Raw genomic sequence first — 13,618 nt, 5'->3', positions numbered from 1 at the left:
GAGCCTAACCTTTAGCCAGCATAACTCTGTAGCATTTTCGACATTTCAAACACAAAAATCGAACATTTTTTGTTCTATTTGGTATAGTCTTGCCATTATTTGACACTTTACGAGAAAGCTCTATGACGGAAAGACGACGCTTTTCACGCATCATCTACCAAGTACCAGCCTTAATTGAACAGAGAGATTTGGTAATACCAGCTACCATTCAAGACCTTTCTTTACATGGCTTGTTATTAAAAGCTGAAGATGCAACAAAACTGAATTTATTACAGCCCGTAGAAGTCGGTTTTTCGTTTATTCAATCAGAGCAAACCATGCGATTAAATGCTGACGTCATTTCAATTGCAGACAATGAAGTTCGGCTAAAGATCAGCAACATAGACATCGACAGTATTAGCCAATTAAAACGATTCATAGAATTGAATGCAGGCAATAACGAGCTCCTAAATCGAGAGTTAGAACACCTTTCGGATTTAGGGGAAGAATAAACTGAACGCCTGCTTTAGTAACAATAATCATGTCTAGAAAAATCATCATGCAGATCCCAACCAAAGATGGGAATCAGCAATTTCATTTGGGTCGCCTTTCGATCCTAACCATTTGCGCATCGGTCATTGCGCTACCGGCTGTCATTGGTGGTGCTTGGTATATGAACCAAAAACAGGTTCATGACGCACAAACATTAAACCAGACCATCGCAAAGCTTGAGAGCGAGAAAGCACAAATCACTGCATTGTACGAAGAGCAGTTGGACACCAACCATTCATTATCTCAGTCTCTGACGGACAAAAATAACCAAATACAACTTCTCGGGAAGCGCGTATTTGATGTTGAATCCGTACTCGGCTTGGCAGATGAAGAGTTAATAGGTGAAGAAAGCAATCTCGCGTTAGAAGAGCGGATCGATGCAGCTGCGATAGACTCAGCGGTCAGAGCCACCATGTTTCGCTTGATACCTAACGACAGCCCGATGACCTACCAACGTATTTCATCTTCATATGGCAGTCGTATTAACCCTATTTCTGGTAAACGCCATGTTCACACCGGTATCGATCTCACCTGCAAACGCGGTGAAGAGATCCTGGCTCCAGCCGATGGGGTTGTGGAGACAGTACGACCAAGTAACAGAGGTTACGGCAACTACCTAACTCTGCGTCACTCTTTTGGTTTCTCGAGCTCTTTTGCCCACTTAAACCGTTTTAAAGTGAAAAGTGGTCAGTTCGTAAGTAAAGGTGATGTGATTGCACAATGTGGTAATTCAGGTAACTCAACTGGACCACACTTACATTATGAGGTGCGCTTCTTAGGTCGTGCGTTGAACCCTCAATATCTGATGGATTGGACACCAGAAAACTTCAACTACGCATTCGAGAAAGAGAAAAAGGTGAAATGGGGACAATTGGTTCAATTGATTGATAATGTCGTTCGTCTGCAAATCAATCTGACTAACTCACCTTACCGTGATACTAGCATCAGCACCGTATCAAGCGAAGATAAGACAGGAACCGCAACCAACTAAGGTTTTGCGCTCCTTTTCTTCACTTCACATATAAAATGAGCAGCCTCAGGGCTGCTCATTTTATCTATCAAGTCGGTGTTTATCCACGATGGATATTGTCATTCGCTTGTTTTAGCAGATTCTGACTCTCGTTCATAAATTGTTGAGAGTACTCACCAAACCAATCACTGACTTGTTCAAAGCTTTCAACAAATTCTGCTTTGTCTTTGCTATCCAAAATGCTCAGCGCCTCACCAAAACGTTGGTGGAATCGCTTAATCATATCGATGTTCTCTTGCGACGAAAGAATAATGTCACCGTAGAGGTTTGGATCTTGACCAAACAAACGCCCTACCATCGCTAACTCCAAGCGGTAAATTGGCGAGCTCAACTTTAACAACTGTTCAATGTTTGGATTCTCTTTACTTAGGTGCATACCGTAAGCAAACGAAGTGAAGTGGCGCAGCGCCTGAATCAATGTCATGCCATGATCGTGCTCTTGCGCATCAATTTGGCACAGGCTTGCGCCCCAAATCCCAAATTGTTGCAATAGCCATTGGTATTGTTCGTTACCACGACCATCACAGTACACAATTACCTGTTTCGCTAAGCTTGGCACATCTGGACCAAACATAGGGTGTAAACCAACAACCGGACCTTGGTGCACATTCAACATTGCTTGCAATGGCTTAGACTTGATGGAAGTCAGGTCACAAAGAATGCAGTCTTTTGGTAGGTTGCCTAGCTTTTCAATCACACCTTCTGTCAGGTGAATAGGAACAGTAACCACCACCAGCCCAGCATCTTCCAAGATGTCGTCTGCATGATCCCAGTCTTTACTGCCCAGCACTTTAACTTGGTAACCAGACAGCTTAAACATTCGACCAAACAGACCACCTAACTGACCATTACCACCAATAATAACCACTGAGCGCAATTCTGGGTTCAAACACTTAAAACCGGAATCTTTCTCGCTGGCATAAGACTCACGCATTGTTCGACGAAGAATGTCTTCAATCAGTTGTGGAGGGATCCCCATTTTTTCAGCTTCAGCTCGTCGTGATGCCAGCATTGCCGCCTCACGATCTGGGGCATAAATTGGCAAACCGTGTTCGCTTTTTACTTCCCCTACTTTCTCTACTAGAGCCAAACGCTGAGCTAATAGCTCCAACATTTGCTTGTCGACTGCATCAATCTGATCGCGTAATGCGTTAAGTTCAACTGCCATTGATGTTCCTTAAATCCCGTGTTGTTAGCCTTTTAGACGATTCTCTAAGAAAGGCACCAGCTCTTCGTGTGCATGACGTAATAGTGCCTCAGTTGAATCCCAATTGATACATGCGTCGGTGATCGATACGCCGTATTTCATCTCTTCGAGTGGCAGGTCAGAAGATTGATTACCTTCATTGATATGGCTCTCAATCATCAAGCCAATGATTGACTTGTTTCCTTCACGGATTTGATGAATCACATCTTCTGCGACCAATGGTTGACGACGGTAATCTTTACGCGAATTCGCATGGCTACAGTCCACCATCAGCGAAGCATCGAGACCAGACTTCGCCATTTCTTGCTCACATTCAGTCACTGATACTGAATCGTAGTTGGTTTGCTTACCTCCACGTAAAATGACATGACCATTTGGGTTGCCTTGTGTCGTTAGCAGTGCCACTTGACCTTCACGGTTGATGCCCATGAAACGATGACTAGAAGAAGCCGCTTGCATCGCGTTAACAGCAGTTGCCAAGCTACCATCCGTACCATTCTTAAAACCAATAGGCATAGAAAGACCACTTGCCATCTCGCGGTGAGTTTGTGACTCCGTTGTGCGAGCACCGATCGCCGCCCAGCTAAAAGTATCCGCAAGGTATTGTGGGCTGATTGGGTCAAGAGCTTCTGTTGCTAGCGGGATTTCCATCTCTGCCAATTCAACCAGCAGTTCACGACCAACATGCAAACCATGTTCAATGTCGAAGCTACCATCTAGGTGTGGGTCATTGATCAAACCTTTCCAACCAACCGTGGTTCGAGGTTTTTCAAAGTAAACACGCATTACAATATACAGTTGATCGCTTAGTTGTTCTGAAAGGGCTTTTAGGCGCTTAGCGTAGTCCTTCGCTGCCTCTACGTCATGAATAGAACATGGTCCACATACAACAAGCAGACGATGATCTTTCTTGTGAATGATGTCAGCGATGGTTTGACGAGACTCTTGAATGAAACGACGTGCCTTTTCACTCAAAGGAAGCTTAACTTTTAGCTCCTCAGGCGTGATCAGTACTTGTTCTTCGCTGATGTTGATGTTGCTCAATTCACTTCTTTGCATAACTTCGACCTGTATATTTTTGTTTACACCCAACCAATTCCTTGGTGAGCCAACTAAGCTTTATCGACAAGATAACAGGCTAAAAAAGAAATACAAGCGTACATAATAAAAAACATTTAGTGTAAATTTAAATTTACACACAAAGAAAAAGCCGAAATGCAGGGCACTTCGGCTTAAAATAGGTGTTTTCGACAGTTTACGTATCCCCCAAGTAAACCAATACTCAAGGTTTACATGGCTAACCAATCAATCGCTTCATGGCTTCAGTAGCGTCTTTCCACTCTTGAGACAATTTTAACTCGCTTAGTGTAAAGTTTTGTTTTTTCAGCAAGGCATCAGCAAGAGGAACGGAAGTAATTGGCAGGTTATCGAGTACTTCCACTTGTGCATCGCGCTTGTTACAAACTAATAGCATGTCACAACCTGCTTTTAATGCCTGTATGCCTCGCTGGGCAGGACCACCCATAATTGCGGCACCTTCCATGGTCAAATCATCAGAGAAGATCAAACCCTTAAAACCAAGTTGTTGGCGCAAGATTTGTTTTAACCAGTACTCTGAACCACTTGCAGGTTGATCATCATAATTGGGGAAAATGACATGAGCAGGCATCATCGCATCTAAGATGCCGGAATCGATTTGCGCTTTGAAAATAGCCATATCTTGCTCAAAGATATCACTGCGCTCATCGTACGGAGTCTCTAGATGTGAATCAGCAATCACACCGCCATGACCAGGAAAGTGCTTACCTGTTGTTGCCATACCGACACTCTTCATGCCATGCATGTAAGCAGAACTGTGACGCAAAATTGTGTCCATATCCTCACCAAAAGCTCGACTGCCGATCGCTTTACACTGATGACCTTTATCCAGCACAGGCGCGAAACTTAGGTCAATGTCATGAGCTATCAGCTCTGCAGCCATCAACCAACCACCCATGCGTGCCAGTTCCTCACTATTTTGGTGCTTGGCATATTCGTCAGCCGCTGGAATGAGAGAGAAACCTTCACGGAAACGCTGAACGCGCCCGCCCTCTTGGTCAACACCAATCAAAATCGGACGTTTCGCCGCTTTACGGATAGACTGGGTAAGAGCTTGAAGCTGCTTGCTGTCGTGGTAGTTACGTGTAAATAAAATCAAACCACCAACCGTTGGATGTTCCAAAATTTCTCTGTCTTCTGCAGTCAGTTCGTAGCCTGCAACATCAACCCATAACGGTCCCATTGTTTCTCCTCAAAATCGGCTGAATATCTCGTATTCGATGAGGTTATTCGCTTCAGAATTGCTTTACAATAAGTGAATCGAAGAATTGACGGAATCGGCTGTGAATCTTAACAATCTGTACATTGGCGTAATGTCTGGAACCAGCATGGACGGTGTGGATACGGCACTGGTAGAAATTGAAAATGACCATGTTTGCCTAATTGCGCACGATGATTACCCAATGCCGCCTCACATTAAACAAATGCTTCTGTCGATTTGCACAGGACAAGACACTAACCTGAAAGCACTTGGCGAACTGGACCACCAACTCGGGCATTTGTTTGCCGATGCCGTATTACAACTACTGAATAAATCTGGCTATTCCGCTGAGCAAGTCCGAGCCATTGGCAATCATGGTCAAACCGTTTTCCACCAGCCAACTGGCGATCTGCCCTTCACCACTCAACTGGGTGATGCCAACATCATTGCGGTCAAAACCGGTATTGATACCGTGGCAGATTTTCGACGCAAAGACATGGCGCTAGGTGGACAAGGTGCACCACTTGTTCCTGCGTTTCACAAAAGTATCTTTGCGATGCAAGACTCCACAACGGTAGTGCTTAACATCGGTGGTATTGCCAATATCTCTGTATTACATCCCGAACAGCCGGTGATTGGTTATGACACCGGTCCAGGTAATATGTTGATGGACGCATGGTGTGAGCAGAATACTGGACAAGGCTTTGACAAAGACGCCCAATTTGCTCTGCAAGGTAAGATCAATGCAGCTTTACTGGCTCAACTGTTGGAGGCTCCTTATCTTGCGATGCCACCGCCTAAAAGCACAGGGCGAGAACTGTTCAATATCGATTGGTTACATCAACAGCTAACGGATCACCGTGTCTCTGTACAAGATGTGCAACGCACACTTTGCGAATACTCGGCAATGACCATTGCTGCCGAAGTGGAAAAGTTCACTCATGGTCAAAAGCCTCAGCTTTTAGTGTGTGGTGGTGGAGCAAGAAACCCACTATTGATGCAACGTTTGGCAGCCCTTCTCCCTCAGTGGCAAGTCGCAACAACCAACGACAAGGGTGTCGACGGAGACTATATGGAAGCCATGGCTTTTGCTTGGCTTGCACAGCGCCACGTTCATGGATTGCCAAGCAACTTGCCAGAAGTGACAGGGGCAAGTCGTCTTGCTTCACTCGGTGTGCTCTATCCTAAAAACTAAATGAGTTGTTCTAAATACAGCTTAAAGATGAAACGAATTCAGTATTCAAAAGGCTTAAATCACTATGACAAATGACGCGCTTATTGCCGCTCTCGCTCACCTTGTTTCAGAAGGTCGCAACCCAGATACGATGGACATCGACTTATTACCATCTCTGGATATTGTTCAGCGTCTTAATCAACAAGACAAACTCGTTCCACTTGCCGTTGAGAAAGCGTTGCCGGAGATCGCCCTCGCGGTAGATAAAATCACCGACGCATTTAAGGTAGGCGGTCGTTTGGTTTACATGGGCGCAGGCACCAGTGGTCGTTTAGGGGTGCTTGATGCATCAGAATGCCCACCAACATTTGGTGTGTCTGACAAGATGGTGGTTGGCTTGATTGCAGGTGGTCCAGAAGCCATCCTCAAAGCGAAAGAAGGCGCAGAAGACTCTCCAATTTTAGGTGAACAAGATTTGAAAGACATCGAGTTCACTCATCATGATGTCGTGGTCGGCATCGCCGCTAGTGGACGCACACCTTACGTGATTGGTGGTTTGGAGTACGCCAACGAGATAGGTGCGACGACAGTGGCACTGTCTTGTAACCCAGACTCACCAATTGCAGAGATCGCTAGCATCGCCATTTGTCCTGTCGTAGGTCCTGAAGCTTTAACCGGTTCAACACGTTTAAAATCAGGAACCGCGCAGAAGCTGGTTCTGAATATGCTGACCACAGCGAGCATGATCCGTTTAGGTAAGAGTTATCAAAACCTGATGGTCGACGTGAAAGCGACCAACAACAAACTGGTAGCGCGCGCCGCACGCATCGTTATGCAAGCGACCGATTGCAGCAAAGAACAAGCAACCGAAGTACTTAAGCAAACAGACTATGAAGTAAAACTGGCGATCTTGATGATCCTGACCGATCTTGATATCGATTCAGCTCGTGCGCATCTGCATCATCAAGATGGCTTCTTACGTAAAGCCGTTGAAAGTCACCAGCCAAAATGACGGGTGAGATGGTTAACCAGATTGACCAACACAAGAAAAACAAAAAGGAGACCTCAAGGTCTCCTTTCTTATTCTGATATCAAGAATCAGTCTTCATATAGCCACTCATCAAACTCTTGGTTAAGCTTGTCATTCGCTTTGCGCTTGATTTGATCAGGATTCGTCATGTTTTTCACACGGTCGACCTTATTGCTGTACTTGCTAGTGGTATTGTTTACCTTGCGCTTAACCTGGTTCTCCACATAAGTGCCATCGGTGATCTCTTTGATATTACGCTTAGTGTGATTTATGGTGTTGGTTATATGATGCTTGTCATGGTCATACTTTCGCTTCACCTTGATCGACTCTTTCAATACATTGGTTGCGCCAACGGTCAAAGGGAACAGTGCTAATACGACCAAAAAGACTTTTTTCATGCTTCTATTTCACTTCTGATTGAATCTAATCATATCAGTACATCAAAGCGATAAAATTCAAATGTCAGAAGATTAACAAGGCAAATTGCTGTCTTGATTATGAAACAGAACTAGTTACTGTATTCGTTCCAACCGCGTTGCCATTCCATTCGAAACTTCTGCGCTTGTGGTGTGCCTTCGCATACACCTTCATAGTACTGACCAGACAATCCCATCTGGTAAGCGAAATCAGGATTACAGTATTCCGTCACCCCTTCGAGATAACCTTGGTCGTAGTCACCTTGCTTAGCATTACCGAGTTGATTGAGTTCTTTCACCGTACGAGAAGTATGCCCTGCAATGCCATCTTGATAACCGATCTGATACCAATCACCAGATTGCGCTAATTCTTCCGTGGTCGCCGCACAGCCTGCCAATAAAGCCAGCGCCAAACCTAACGTTGCCTTTTTCATGATTCTTCCTTAACTAGTTGTTTTCCAAACAAGCTTACCACTAAAGCCCGTAATGTGCCGCTTATCTGTCGATTTCGCCACTTAACTCTTGAGGTAACCACTTACCCTTAATCACAGCCACTCAATGGTGAATAGAACCACTTAGCCCATCGTGCTACCACTAAGCAAACGATAAAACCACTTAATCTTTATATCGACCACTCGCTTCTCTATTCGACCACTCATCCACTGAGCGAATGCACTTAACAAAAGAGGCGAATACCATACATCCTGAGCTTAAAAAATTACCCTACCTAATAAACCAAGGACAATTGCTATGATGTGGTTTCTAACCTGTGTCGCAGCCCTTATCGGCGGATACTTCATCTACGGTGCTTTCGTTGAGAAAGTTTTCGGTATCAATGAGAATCGCCAAACTCCTGCCCATACAAAAACCGACGGTGTTGACTACGTTCCAATGTCAACCAAACGCGTTTACCTTGTTCAACTACTCAACATTGCTGGTGTTGGTCCTATTTTCGGTCCAATCATGGGTGCCCTATACGGTCCTGCCGCTATGTTGTGGATTGTTGTAGGTTGTATCTTTGCAGGTGCAGTACACGATTACTTCTCAGGCATGCTTTCTGTTCGTAATGGTGGTGCATCAGTACCAACGATTACAGGTCGCTACCTAGGTAATGGCGCAAAACACTTTATGAACATCTTTGCCATTGTCCTGCTGCTTCTTGTTGGTGTGGTATTCGTATCTGCGCCTGCTGGCATGATCACGAACCTAATTAACGACCAAACTAGCCTAAACGTCAGCATGACAACGATGGTTGTATTGATTTTCGCTTACTACATCATCGCTACAATTGTTCCAGTTGATAAAATCATTGGTCGCTTCTACCCACTGTTCGGCGCACTACTGATCTTCATGTCTGTTGGTCTGATGACAGCTGTCGCGTTTTCTAGCGAACACACTGTGATGGGTGATTTCCAAGTAAGCGATATGTTCACTAACTTGAACCCTAACGACATGCCTCTATGGCCAGCGCTGTTTATCACTATCGCATGTGGCGCTATCTCTGGCTTCCACGCAACTCAGTCACCACTGATGGCTCGTTGTATGGAAAACGAGAAAAACGGTCGCTTCGTATTCTACGGTGCGATGATTGGTGAAGGTGTTATCGCGTTAATCTGGTGTGCTATCGCTCTGTCTTTCTTCGGTACGCTTGACGGTCTTGCAGAAGCAGTGAAAAACGGCGGTCCTGGTAACGTGGTATACAGTGCTTCATTTGGTCTACTAGGTGTATTCGGTGGTGTGATTGCCTTCCTAGGTGTTGTAATTCTTCCAATCACATCAGGTGACACAGCATTCCGCTCTAGCCGTCTGATTCTTGCTGAATACTTCGGTATGGAACAAAAAACACTACGTAACCGCCTTCTAATGGCTGTACCACTATTCGTTATCGGTGGCGTTTTGACTCAAGTAGATTTCGGTATCATTTGGCGCTACTTCGGCTTCGCAAACCAAACAACAGCAGTAATGATGCTTTGGACTGCATCGGCTTACCTACTGCGCCATAACAAGTTCCACTGGATCACGACTGTCCCAGCGGTCTTCATGACAACCGTGTGTGTTACGTTCATTCTAAACAACAGTACATTAGGCTTTGGCCTGCCAATGCAAATCTCGACCATCGCAGGTATTCTGTTCTCACTAGCCGCTGCTGGCTACGTAATTAAAATCTCTAAAGGTAAAGGTGAGACTGAGCTTGCTGACGAAGAGAAACCACAAGCTGCTTCAGAAACTGCATAATGAATACCTTCGCTTGCTAACCGATTCATTATCAATGACTGGATAAAACCAAGAGCCTGCCCACCGCAGGCTCTTTTTGTTTCTCTTCTACGTTACAATAACAACATCATTTTTAGGTTAGGTTCGCTATGGAACTGGTCATCTCCCTTTTACAACAAATGTGTGTTTACTTGGTGCTGGCTTACATGCTGAGTAAAACGCCGATCATTTTGCCCCTGCTGAGTATCTCCTCTCGCCTCAGTCATCGGCTCATTTGTTATGTACTCTTCTCTGGCTTTTGTATTCTCGGCACCTACTTCGGCTTGCATATTAACGATGCTATCGCCAATACGCGTGCCATTGGTGCTGTGATGGGTGGGTTGTTTGGTGGTCCTGTGGTCGGTTTTGCTGTGGGGTTAACCGGTGGTATTCACCGCTACACACTTGGCGGTTTTACCGATTTAGCCTGCGCAATTTCTACCACGGCTGAAGGCTTGATTGGCGGCTTGCTGCATGTCTACCTTATCAAGCGTAACAAGGGAGCCATGCTGTTCAATCCAAGCGTGGTATTCAGTGTCACTTTCGTAGCAGAAATTGTGCAGATGATTCTGTTACTCGCTGTAGCCAAACCTTTCGACCAAGCCTATGCGCTTGTCTCAGCGATTGCCGCTCCAATGATCATTGCTAACTCGGTTGGTGCGGCACTGTTTATGAGTATCCTGCAAGACCGTAAAACCATTTTCGAAAAATACTCAGCCACCTTCTCCCGCCGAGCATTAAGCATCGCCGATCGCTCAGTTGGTATTCTAAGTACCGGCTTTAACAGTGAGAATGCAGACAAAATCGCCCGCATCATCTACGACGAAACCAAAGTAGGTGCCGTCGCGATCACCGACCAAGAAAAGATCCTAGCTTTCGTTGGTATCGGCGATGATCACCATAAGCCAAATACTCCTATTTCATCGCAAAGCACGCTAGATTCGATGGAAAAGAACGACATCATCTACCTTGATGGTAGCGAACGACCGTATCAATGCTCATTAGCACAAGACTGTAAGTTGGGCTCTGCATTGATCATTCCTCTGCGTGCAGGCAAAGAGGTGGTGGGAACCATTAAGCTTTATGAACCAAAACGCAAACTGTTCTCTACTGCGAATATGTCAATGGCAGAAGGGATTGCTCAGCTTCTTTCAAGCCAAATCTTGTATGGTGATTATCAGCAGCAACAAACTCTACTGGCTCAGGCAGAAATCAAACTGCTGCATGCTCAGGTGAATCCACATTTCTTGTTTAACGCGTTAAATACCATTAGTGCCATCACTCGTCGTGATCCTGACAAAGCACGAGAACTGATCCAAAATCTGTCTCATTTCTTCCGCAGTAACTTAAAGCAGAACATCAATACAGTAACGCTAAAAGAAGAATTGGCGCACGTGAATTCCTACTTATCGATCGAAAAAGCACGTTTTACCGATCGCCTAGAAGTTGAGATTGATATTGAACCAGAATTACTGGATATCAAGCTGCCGAGTTTTACTCTTCAACCTCTGGTCGAAAATGCCATCAAGCATGGTGTTTCTAATATGTTAGAGGGAGGAAAAGTGAAGATTTATAGCCAAGCACACCCTCAAGGTGCGCTGATAACGGTTGAGGACAACGCAGGTAGTTATAAGCCGCCAAAAGAGAATCATTCTGGTTTGGGTATGGAAATCGTCGATAAGCGCTTGTCGAATCAATTTGGGCGTGATTCAGCGCTAAAAATTACCTCTCAGCAGCATCAATTTACTAAAATGAGTTTTATCATTCCCCACTCGCGATAAGCGCAATGAAAACGCACAAAAGGTAATCTTGGATGTTAACCGCCCTCGTCATTGATGATGAACAGTTTGCTCGTGAAGAGTTGGCAGAGCTATTGGATGAAACGGGTCAAATTGAGGTGATTGGCGACGCGTCAAACGCCATCATGGGACTGAAGAAAATCAATGAGCTGAAACCAGATGTGGTGTTTCTCGACATCCAAATGCCTCAGGTGACGGGCATTGAGCTGCTGGGAATGTTAGACCCAGAAACTATGCCTTATGTGGTGTTTGTGACAGCTTATGATCAATACGCTATTCAAGCCTTTGAAGACAATGCCTTCGATTACTTACTCAAGCCCGTTGATCCATGTCGTTTGACCAAAACCGTCAAACGCCTTAGCAAGGTGATGAGTCAATCTGCGCTCACTCAGCAACTGTCAGCCATCGCACCAGAAAACCTCGACCAAATTCCATGTATTGGGCACAACCGCATAGTGATCATGGCGACGGAGACAGTTGAGTGTGCTTACAGTGATATTAGCGGTGTACATGTGCGCTCCACCAGCCAAACCGCAAGTACTCAATTAACCCTGAAAACCTTGGAAGAGAAAACGCCACTGGTACGTTGTCATCGACAGTATCTCGTAAGTATTAAAGCCATCAGCGAGATTAAGTTATTAGAAAACGGACTGGCAGAAATCATTACCAAAACAGGCTTTGAGATCCCCGTGAGCCGCCGCTATTTAAAAGTACTCAAAGAGCTACTCGGCATTAGTCATTAGTCATTAGTCATTAGTCATTAGTCATTAGTCATTAGTCATTAGTCATTAGGGTATATACCAAAATAACCCCGAAATGGCTGGGTATAAACCATCACGAGTAGATAGAAACCACACAATCAAAAAAGGCGACCTTCTGGTCGCCCTTTGCATATTTTCATCGCCTTAATCAACTTGCTTGATTTGTAGCTCTTTTGGTACTTCGAAGAACATGTTTTCTTCGCGACCAAGCACTTCATCTACGGCTTGCGCCCCAACCAACTCTTTGATGCGATCTAGGATTTGATTAACCAGCTCTTCAGGCGCAGATGCACCAGCAGTCACACCAACCTTGCCTTTACCTTCAAACCATTCAGGCTTAATGTCTTCAGGACAATCCGTTAGGTATCCTGGCGTACCTAGCTTTTCAGCTAGCTCTTTTAAACGCGTTGAGTTTGATGAATTCTTGGAACCTACCACGACCATCACATCTACGTCAGCAGAAAGCTCACGCACAGCATCTTGACGGTTTTGCGTCGCGTAACAGATGTCATCTTTACGAGGACCTTGAATGTCTGGGAATACGCGGCGTAGCTCTTCAATTACGTCAGCGGTTTCATCAACAGACAGTGTCGTTTGGCTCACGTAGTGTAGATCAGATGGATCCTTTACGATCGCTTTTAGCTTCTCAACATCCGCAGGTGTTTCCACAAGGTACATACCGCCTGTATCACTTGAATACTGACCCATTGTGCCTTCCACCTCAGGATGACCAGCGTGACCGATCAATACCACTTCCATATTGCGACGGCTTGCACGTGCTACTTCCATATGTACTTTGGTTACCAGCGGACAGGTCGCATCAAACACAGTTAAATCACGAGACTTCGCTTCTTGGCGAACCGCTTGAGATACACCATGAGCGGAGAAAATCACAATGTTGTTGTCTGGCACTTCGTGCAGTTCTTCAACGAAGATAGCACCACGCTGTTTTAAACCTTCAACCACAAAGCGGTTGTGCACTACTTCATGTCGAACATAGATAGGTGGCTGATACATCTCTAGCGCACGTTCTACGATGCTAATCGCGCGGTCAACACCAGCACAGAAACCACGTGGGTTAGCTAACAGGATTTTCATTTCATTGCTCATGGAAGTTA

At 45.2% G+C, this 13,618-nt stretch carries 13 protein-coding genes; 7 read left to right on the top strand and 6 right to left on the bottom strand.

Annotation, left to right across the window (positions count from 1 at the left end):
* Positions 1 to 122: 122 nt before the first annotated feature.
* Together J4N44_RS02570 and J4N44_RS02565 are read left to right on the top strand one after the other, a co-directional pair.
* Positions 123 to 491: a PilZ domain-containing protein gene (locus J4N44_RS02570; RefSeq protein ID WP_252044821.1), complete on the top strand. Its 369-nt coding sequence runs from the start codon at positions 123 to 125 to the stop codon at positions 489 to 491.
* Between the two features lie 29 nt (positions 492 to 520).
* Positions 521 to 1,522, top strand: a complete 1,002-nt coding sequence (locus tag J4N44_RS02565) for a M23 family metallopeptidase (protein WP_252044820.1) — start codon at positions 521 to 523, stop codon at positions 1,520 to 1,522.
* Positions 1,523 to 1,601: 79 nt separating this feature from the next.
* Here the strand turns inward: J4N44_RS02565 and tyrA are convergent, their stop codons facing one another.
* The 3 genes from tyrA to nagZ all read right to left on the bottom strand — a co-directional run bounded on the left by tyrA (position 1,602) and on the right by nagZ (position 5,049).
* The gene (gene tyrA, locus J4N44_RS02560) at positions 1,602 to 2,729 is read right to left on the bottom strand and encodes a bifunctional chorismate mutase/prephenate dehydrogenase (RefSeq protein ID WP_005447947.1); all 1,128 of its coding nucleotides are present in this window, start codon (positions 2,727 to 2,729) and stop codon (positions 1,602 to 1,604) included.
* A 24-nt stretch (positions 2,730 to 2,753) separates the two neighbouring features.
* Positions 2,754 to 3,827 carry a 3-deoxy-7-phosphoheptulonate synthase gene (locus tag J4N44_RS02555; RefSeq protein WP_005447945.1) on the bottom strand — a complete coding sequence of 358 codons (1,074 nt, stop codon included), beginning with the start codon at positions 3,825 to 3,827 and terminating at the stop codon, positions 2,754 to 2,756.
* Positions 3,828 to 4,065: 238 nt separating this feature from the next.
* A complete protein-coding gene (gene nagZ, locus J4N44_RS02550) occupies positions 4,066 to 5,049 on the bottom strand; it encodes a beta-N-acetylhexosaminidase (RefSeq protein WP_009697644.1) in 984 nt (327 codons plus the stop codon).
* Positions 5,050 to 5,149: 100 nt separating this feature from the next.
* Here nagZ and J4N44_RS02545 point away from each other — a divergent pair, with 100 nt between their 5' ends.
* Both J4N44_RS02545 and murQ read left to right on the top strand, forming a co-directional pair.
* A complete protein-coding gene (locus tag J4N44_RS02545; RefSeq protein WP_038899370.1) occupies positions 5,150 to 6,262 on the top strand; it encodes an anhydro-N-acetylmuramic acid kinase in 1,113 nt (370 codons plus the stop codon).
* Positions 6,263 to 6,326: 64 nt separating this feature from the next.
* Positions 6,327 to 7,253: an N-acetylmuramic acid 6-phosphate etherase gene (gene murQ, locus J4N44_RS02540; RefSeq protein WP_005447940.1), complete on the top strand. Its 927-nt coding sequence runs from the start codon at positions 6,327 to 6,329 to the stop codon at positions 7,251 to 7,253.
* Positions 7,254 to 7,339: 86 nt separating this feature from the next.
* Here murQ and J4N44_RS02535 read toward each other — a convergent pair whose 3' ends face one another.
* Both J4N44_RS02535 and J4N44_RS02530 read right to left on the bottom strand, forming a co-directional pair.
* Complete coding sequence (locus J4N44_RS02535; RefSeq protein ID WP_252044819.1) at positions 7,340 to 7,669, bottom strand: hypothetical protein; 330 nt, start codon at positions 7,667 to 7,669, stop codon at positions 7,340 to 7,342.
* A 110-nt stretch (positions 7,670 to 7,779) separates the two neighbouring features.
* Positions 7,780 to 8,121: a DUF2799 domain-containing protein gene (locus J4N44_RS02530; RefSeq protein WP_005425322.1), complete on the bottom strand. Its 342-nt coding sequence runs from the start codon at positions 8,119 to 8,121 to the stop codon at positions 7,780 to 7,782.
* A 316-nt stretch (positions 8,122 to 8,437) separates the two neighbouring features.
* On the opposite strand from J4N44_RS02530, the gene J4N44_RS02525 reads away from it, so the two are divergent.
* The 3 genes from J4N44_RS02525 (at position 8,438) to btsR (ending at position 12,482) form a co-directional block, all read left to right on the top strand.
* Positions 8,438 to 9,922: a carbon starvation CstA family protein gene (locus tag J4N44_RS02525; RefSeq protein WP_009697641.1), complete on the top strand. Its 1,485-nt coding sequence runs from the start codon at positions 8,438 to 8,440 to the stop codon at positions 9,920 to 9,922.
* Positions 9,923 to 10,050: 128 nt separating this feature from the next.
* The gene (locus J4N44_RS02520; protein ID WP_009697640.1) at positions 10,051 to 11,721 is read left to right on the top strand and encodes a sensor histidine kinase; all 1,671 of its coding nucleotides are present in this window, start codon (positions 10,051 to 10,053) and stop codon (positions 11,719 to 11,721) included.
* Positions 11,722 to 11,753: 32 nt separating this feature from the next.
* Positions 11,754 to 12,482 (top strand): two-component system response regulator BtsR, encoded by a 729-nt coding sequence (btsR, locus tag J4N44_RS02515; protein WP_005447935.1) that lies wholly within the window; start codon positions 11,754 to 11,756, stop codon positions 12,480 to 12,482.
* 162 nt (positions 12,483 to 12,644) lie between these two features.
* On the opposite strand, the gene ispH is transcribed toward btsR, so the two are convergent.
* Positions 12,645 to 13,610, bottom strand: coding sequence for a 4-hydroxy-3-methylbut-2-enyl diphosphate reductase (ispH, locus tag J4N44_RS02510; RefSeq protein WP_017190109.1), 966 nt, complete (start codon positions 13,608 to 13,610; stop codon positions 12,645 to 12,647).
* Between the last annotated feature and the right edge of the window lie 8 nt (positions 13,611 to 13,618).

The organism is Vibrio sp. SCSIO 43155 (assembly GCF_023716605.1).
GTDB classification, from domain to species: Bacteria; Pseudomonadota; Gammaproteobacteria; order Enterobacterales; family Vibrionaceae; genus Vibrio; species Vibrio harveyi.
The sequence above is the reverse complement of the archived record's forward strand: the minus strand, read 5'-3'. Positions and strand labels throughout refer to the sequence as shown.

Excerpts from the sequence above, each read along its gene's own strand:
- J4N44_RS02520 (WP_009697640.1), top strand. The coding sequence starts at position 10,051 with ATGGAACTGGTCATCTCCCTTTTACAACAAATGTGTGTTTACTTGGTG.
- J4N44_RS02535 (WP_252044819.1), bottom strand. The coding sequence starts at position 7,669 with ATGAAAAAAGTCTTTTTGGTCGTATTAGCACTGTTCCCTTTGACCGTT.
- murQ (WP_005447940.1), top strand. The coding sequence starts at position 6,327 with ATGACAAATGACGCGCTTATTGCCGCTCTCGCTCACCTTGTTTCAGAA.
- tyrA (WP_005447947.1), bottom strand. The coding sequence starts at position 2,729 with ATGGCAGTTGAACTTAACGCATTACGCGATCAGATTGATGCAGTCGAC.
- nagZ (WP_009697644.1), bottom strand. The coding sequence starts at position 5,049 with ATGGGACCGTTATGGGTTGATGTTGCAGGCTACGAACTGACTGCAGAA.
- J4N44_RS02525 (WP_009697641.1), top strand. The coding sequence starts at position 8,438 with ATGATGTGGTTTCTAACCTGTGTCGCAGCCCTTATCGGCGGATACTTC.
- btsR (WP_005447935.1), top strand. The coding sequence starts at position 11,754 with ATGTTAACCGCCCTCGTCATTGATGATGAACAGTTTGCTCGTGAAGAG.
- J4N44_RS02565 (WP_252044820.1), top strand. The coding sequence starts at position 521 with ATGTCTAGAAAAATCATCATGCAGATCCCAACCAAAGATGGGAATCAG.
- ispH (WP_017190109.1), bottom strand. The coding sequence starts at position 13,610 with ATGAGCAATGAAATGAAAATCCTGTTAGCTAACCCACGTGGTTTCTGT.
- J4N44_RS02570 (WP_252044821.1), top strand. The coding sequence starts at position 123 with ATGACGGAAAGACGACGCTTTTCACGCATCATCTACCAAGTACCAGCC.
- J4N44_RS02555 (WP_005447945.1), bottom strand. The coding sequence starts at position 3,827 with ATGCAAAGAAGTGAATTGAGCAACATCAACATCAGCGAAGAACAAGTA.
- J4N44_RS02530 (WP_005425322.1), bottom strand. The coding sequence starts at position 8,121 with ATGAAAAAGGCAACGTTAGGTTTGGCGCTGGCTTTATTGGCAGGCTGT.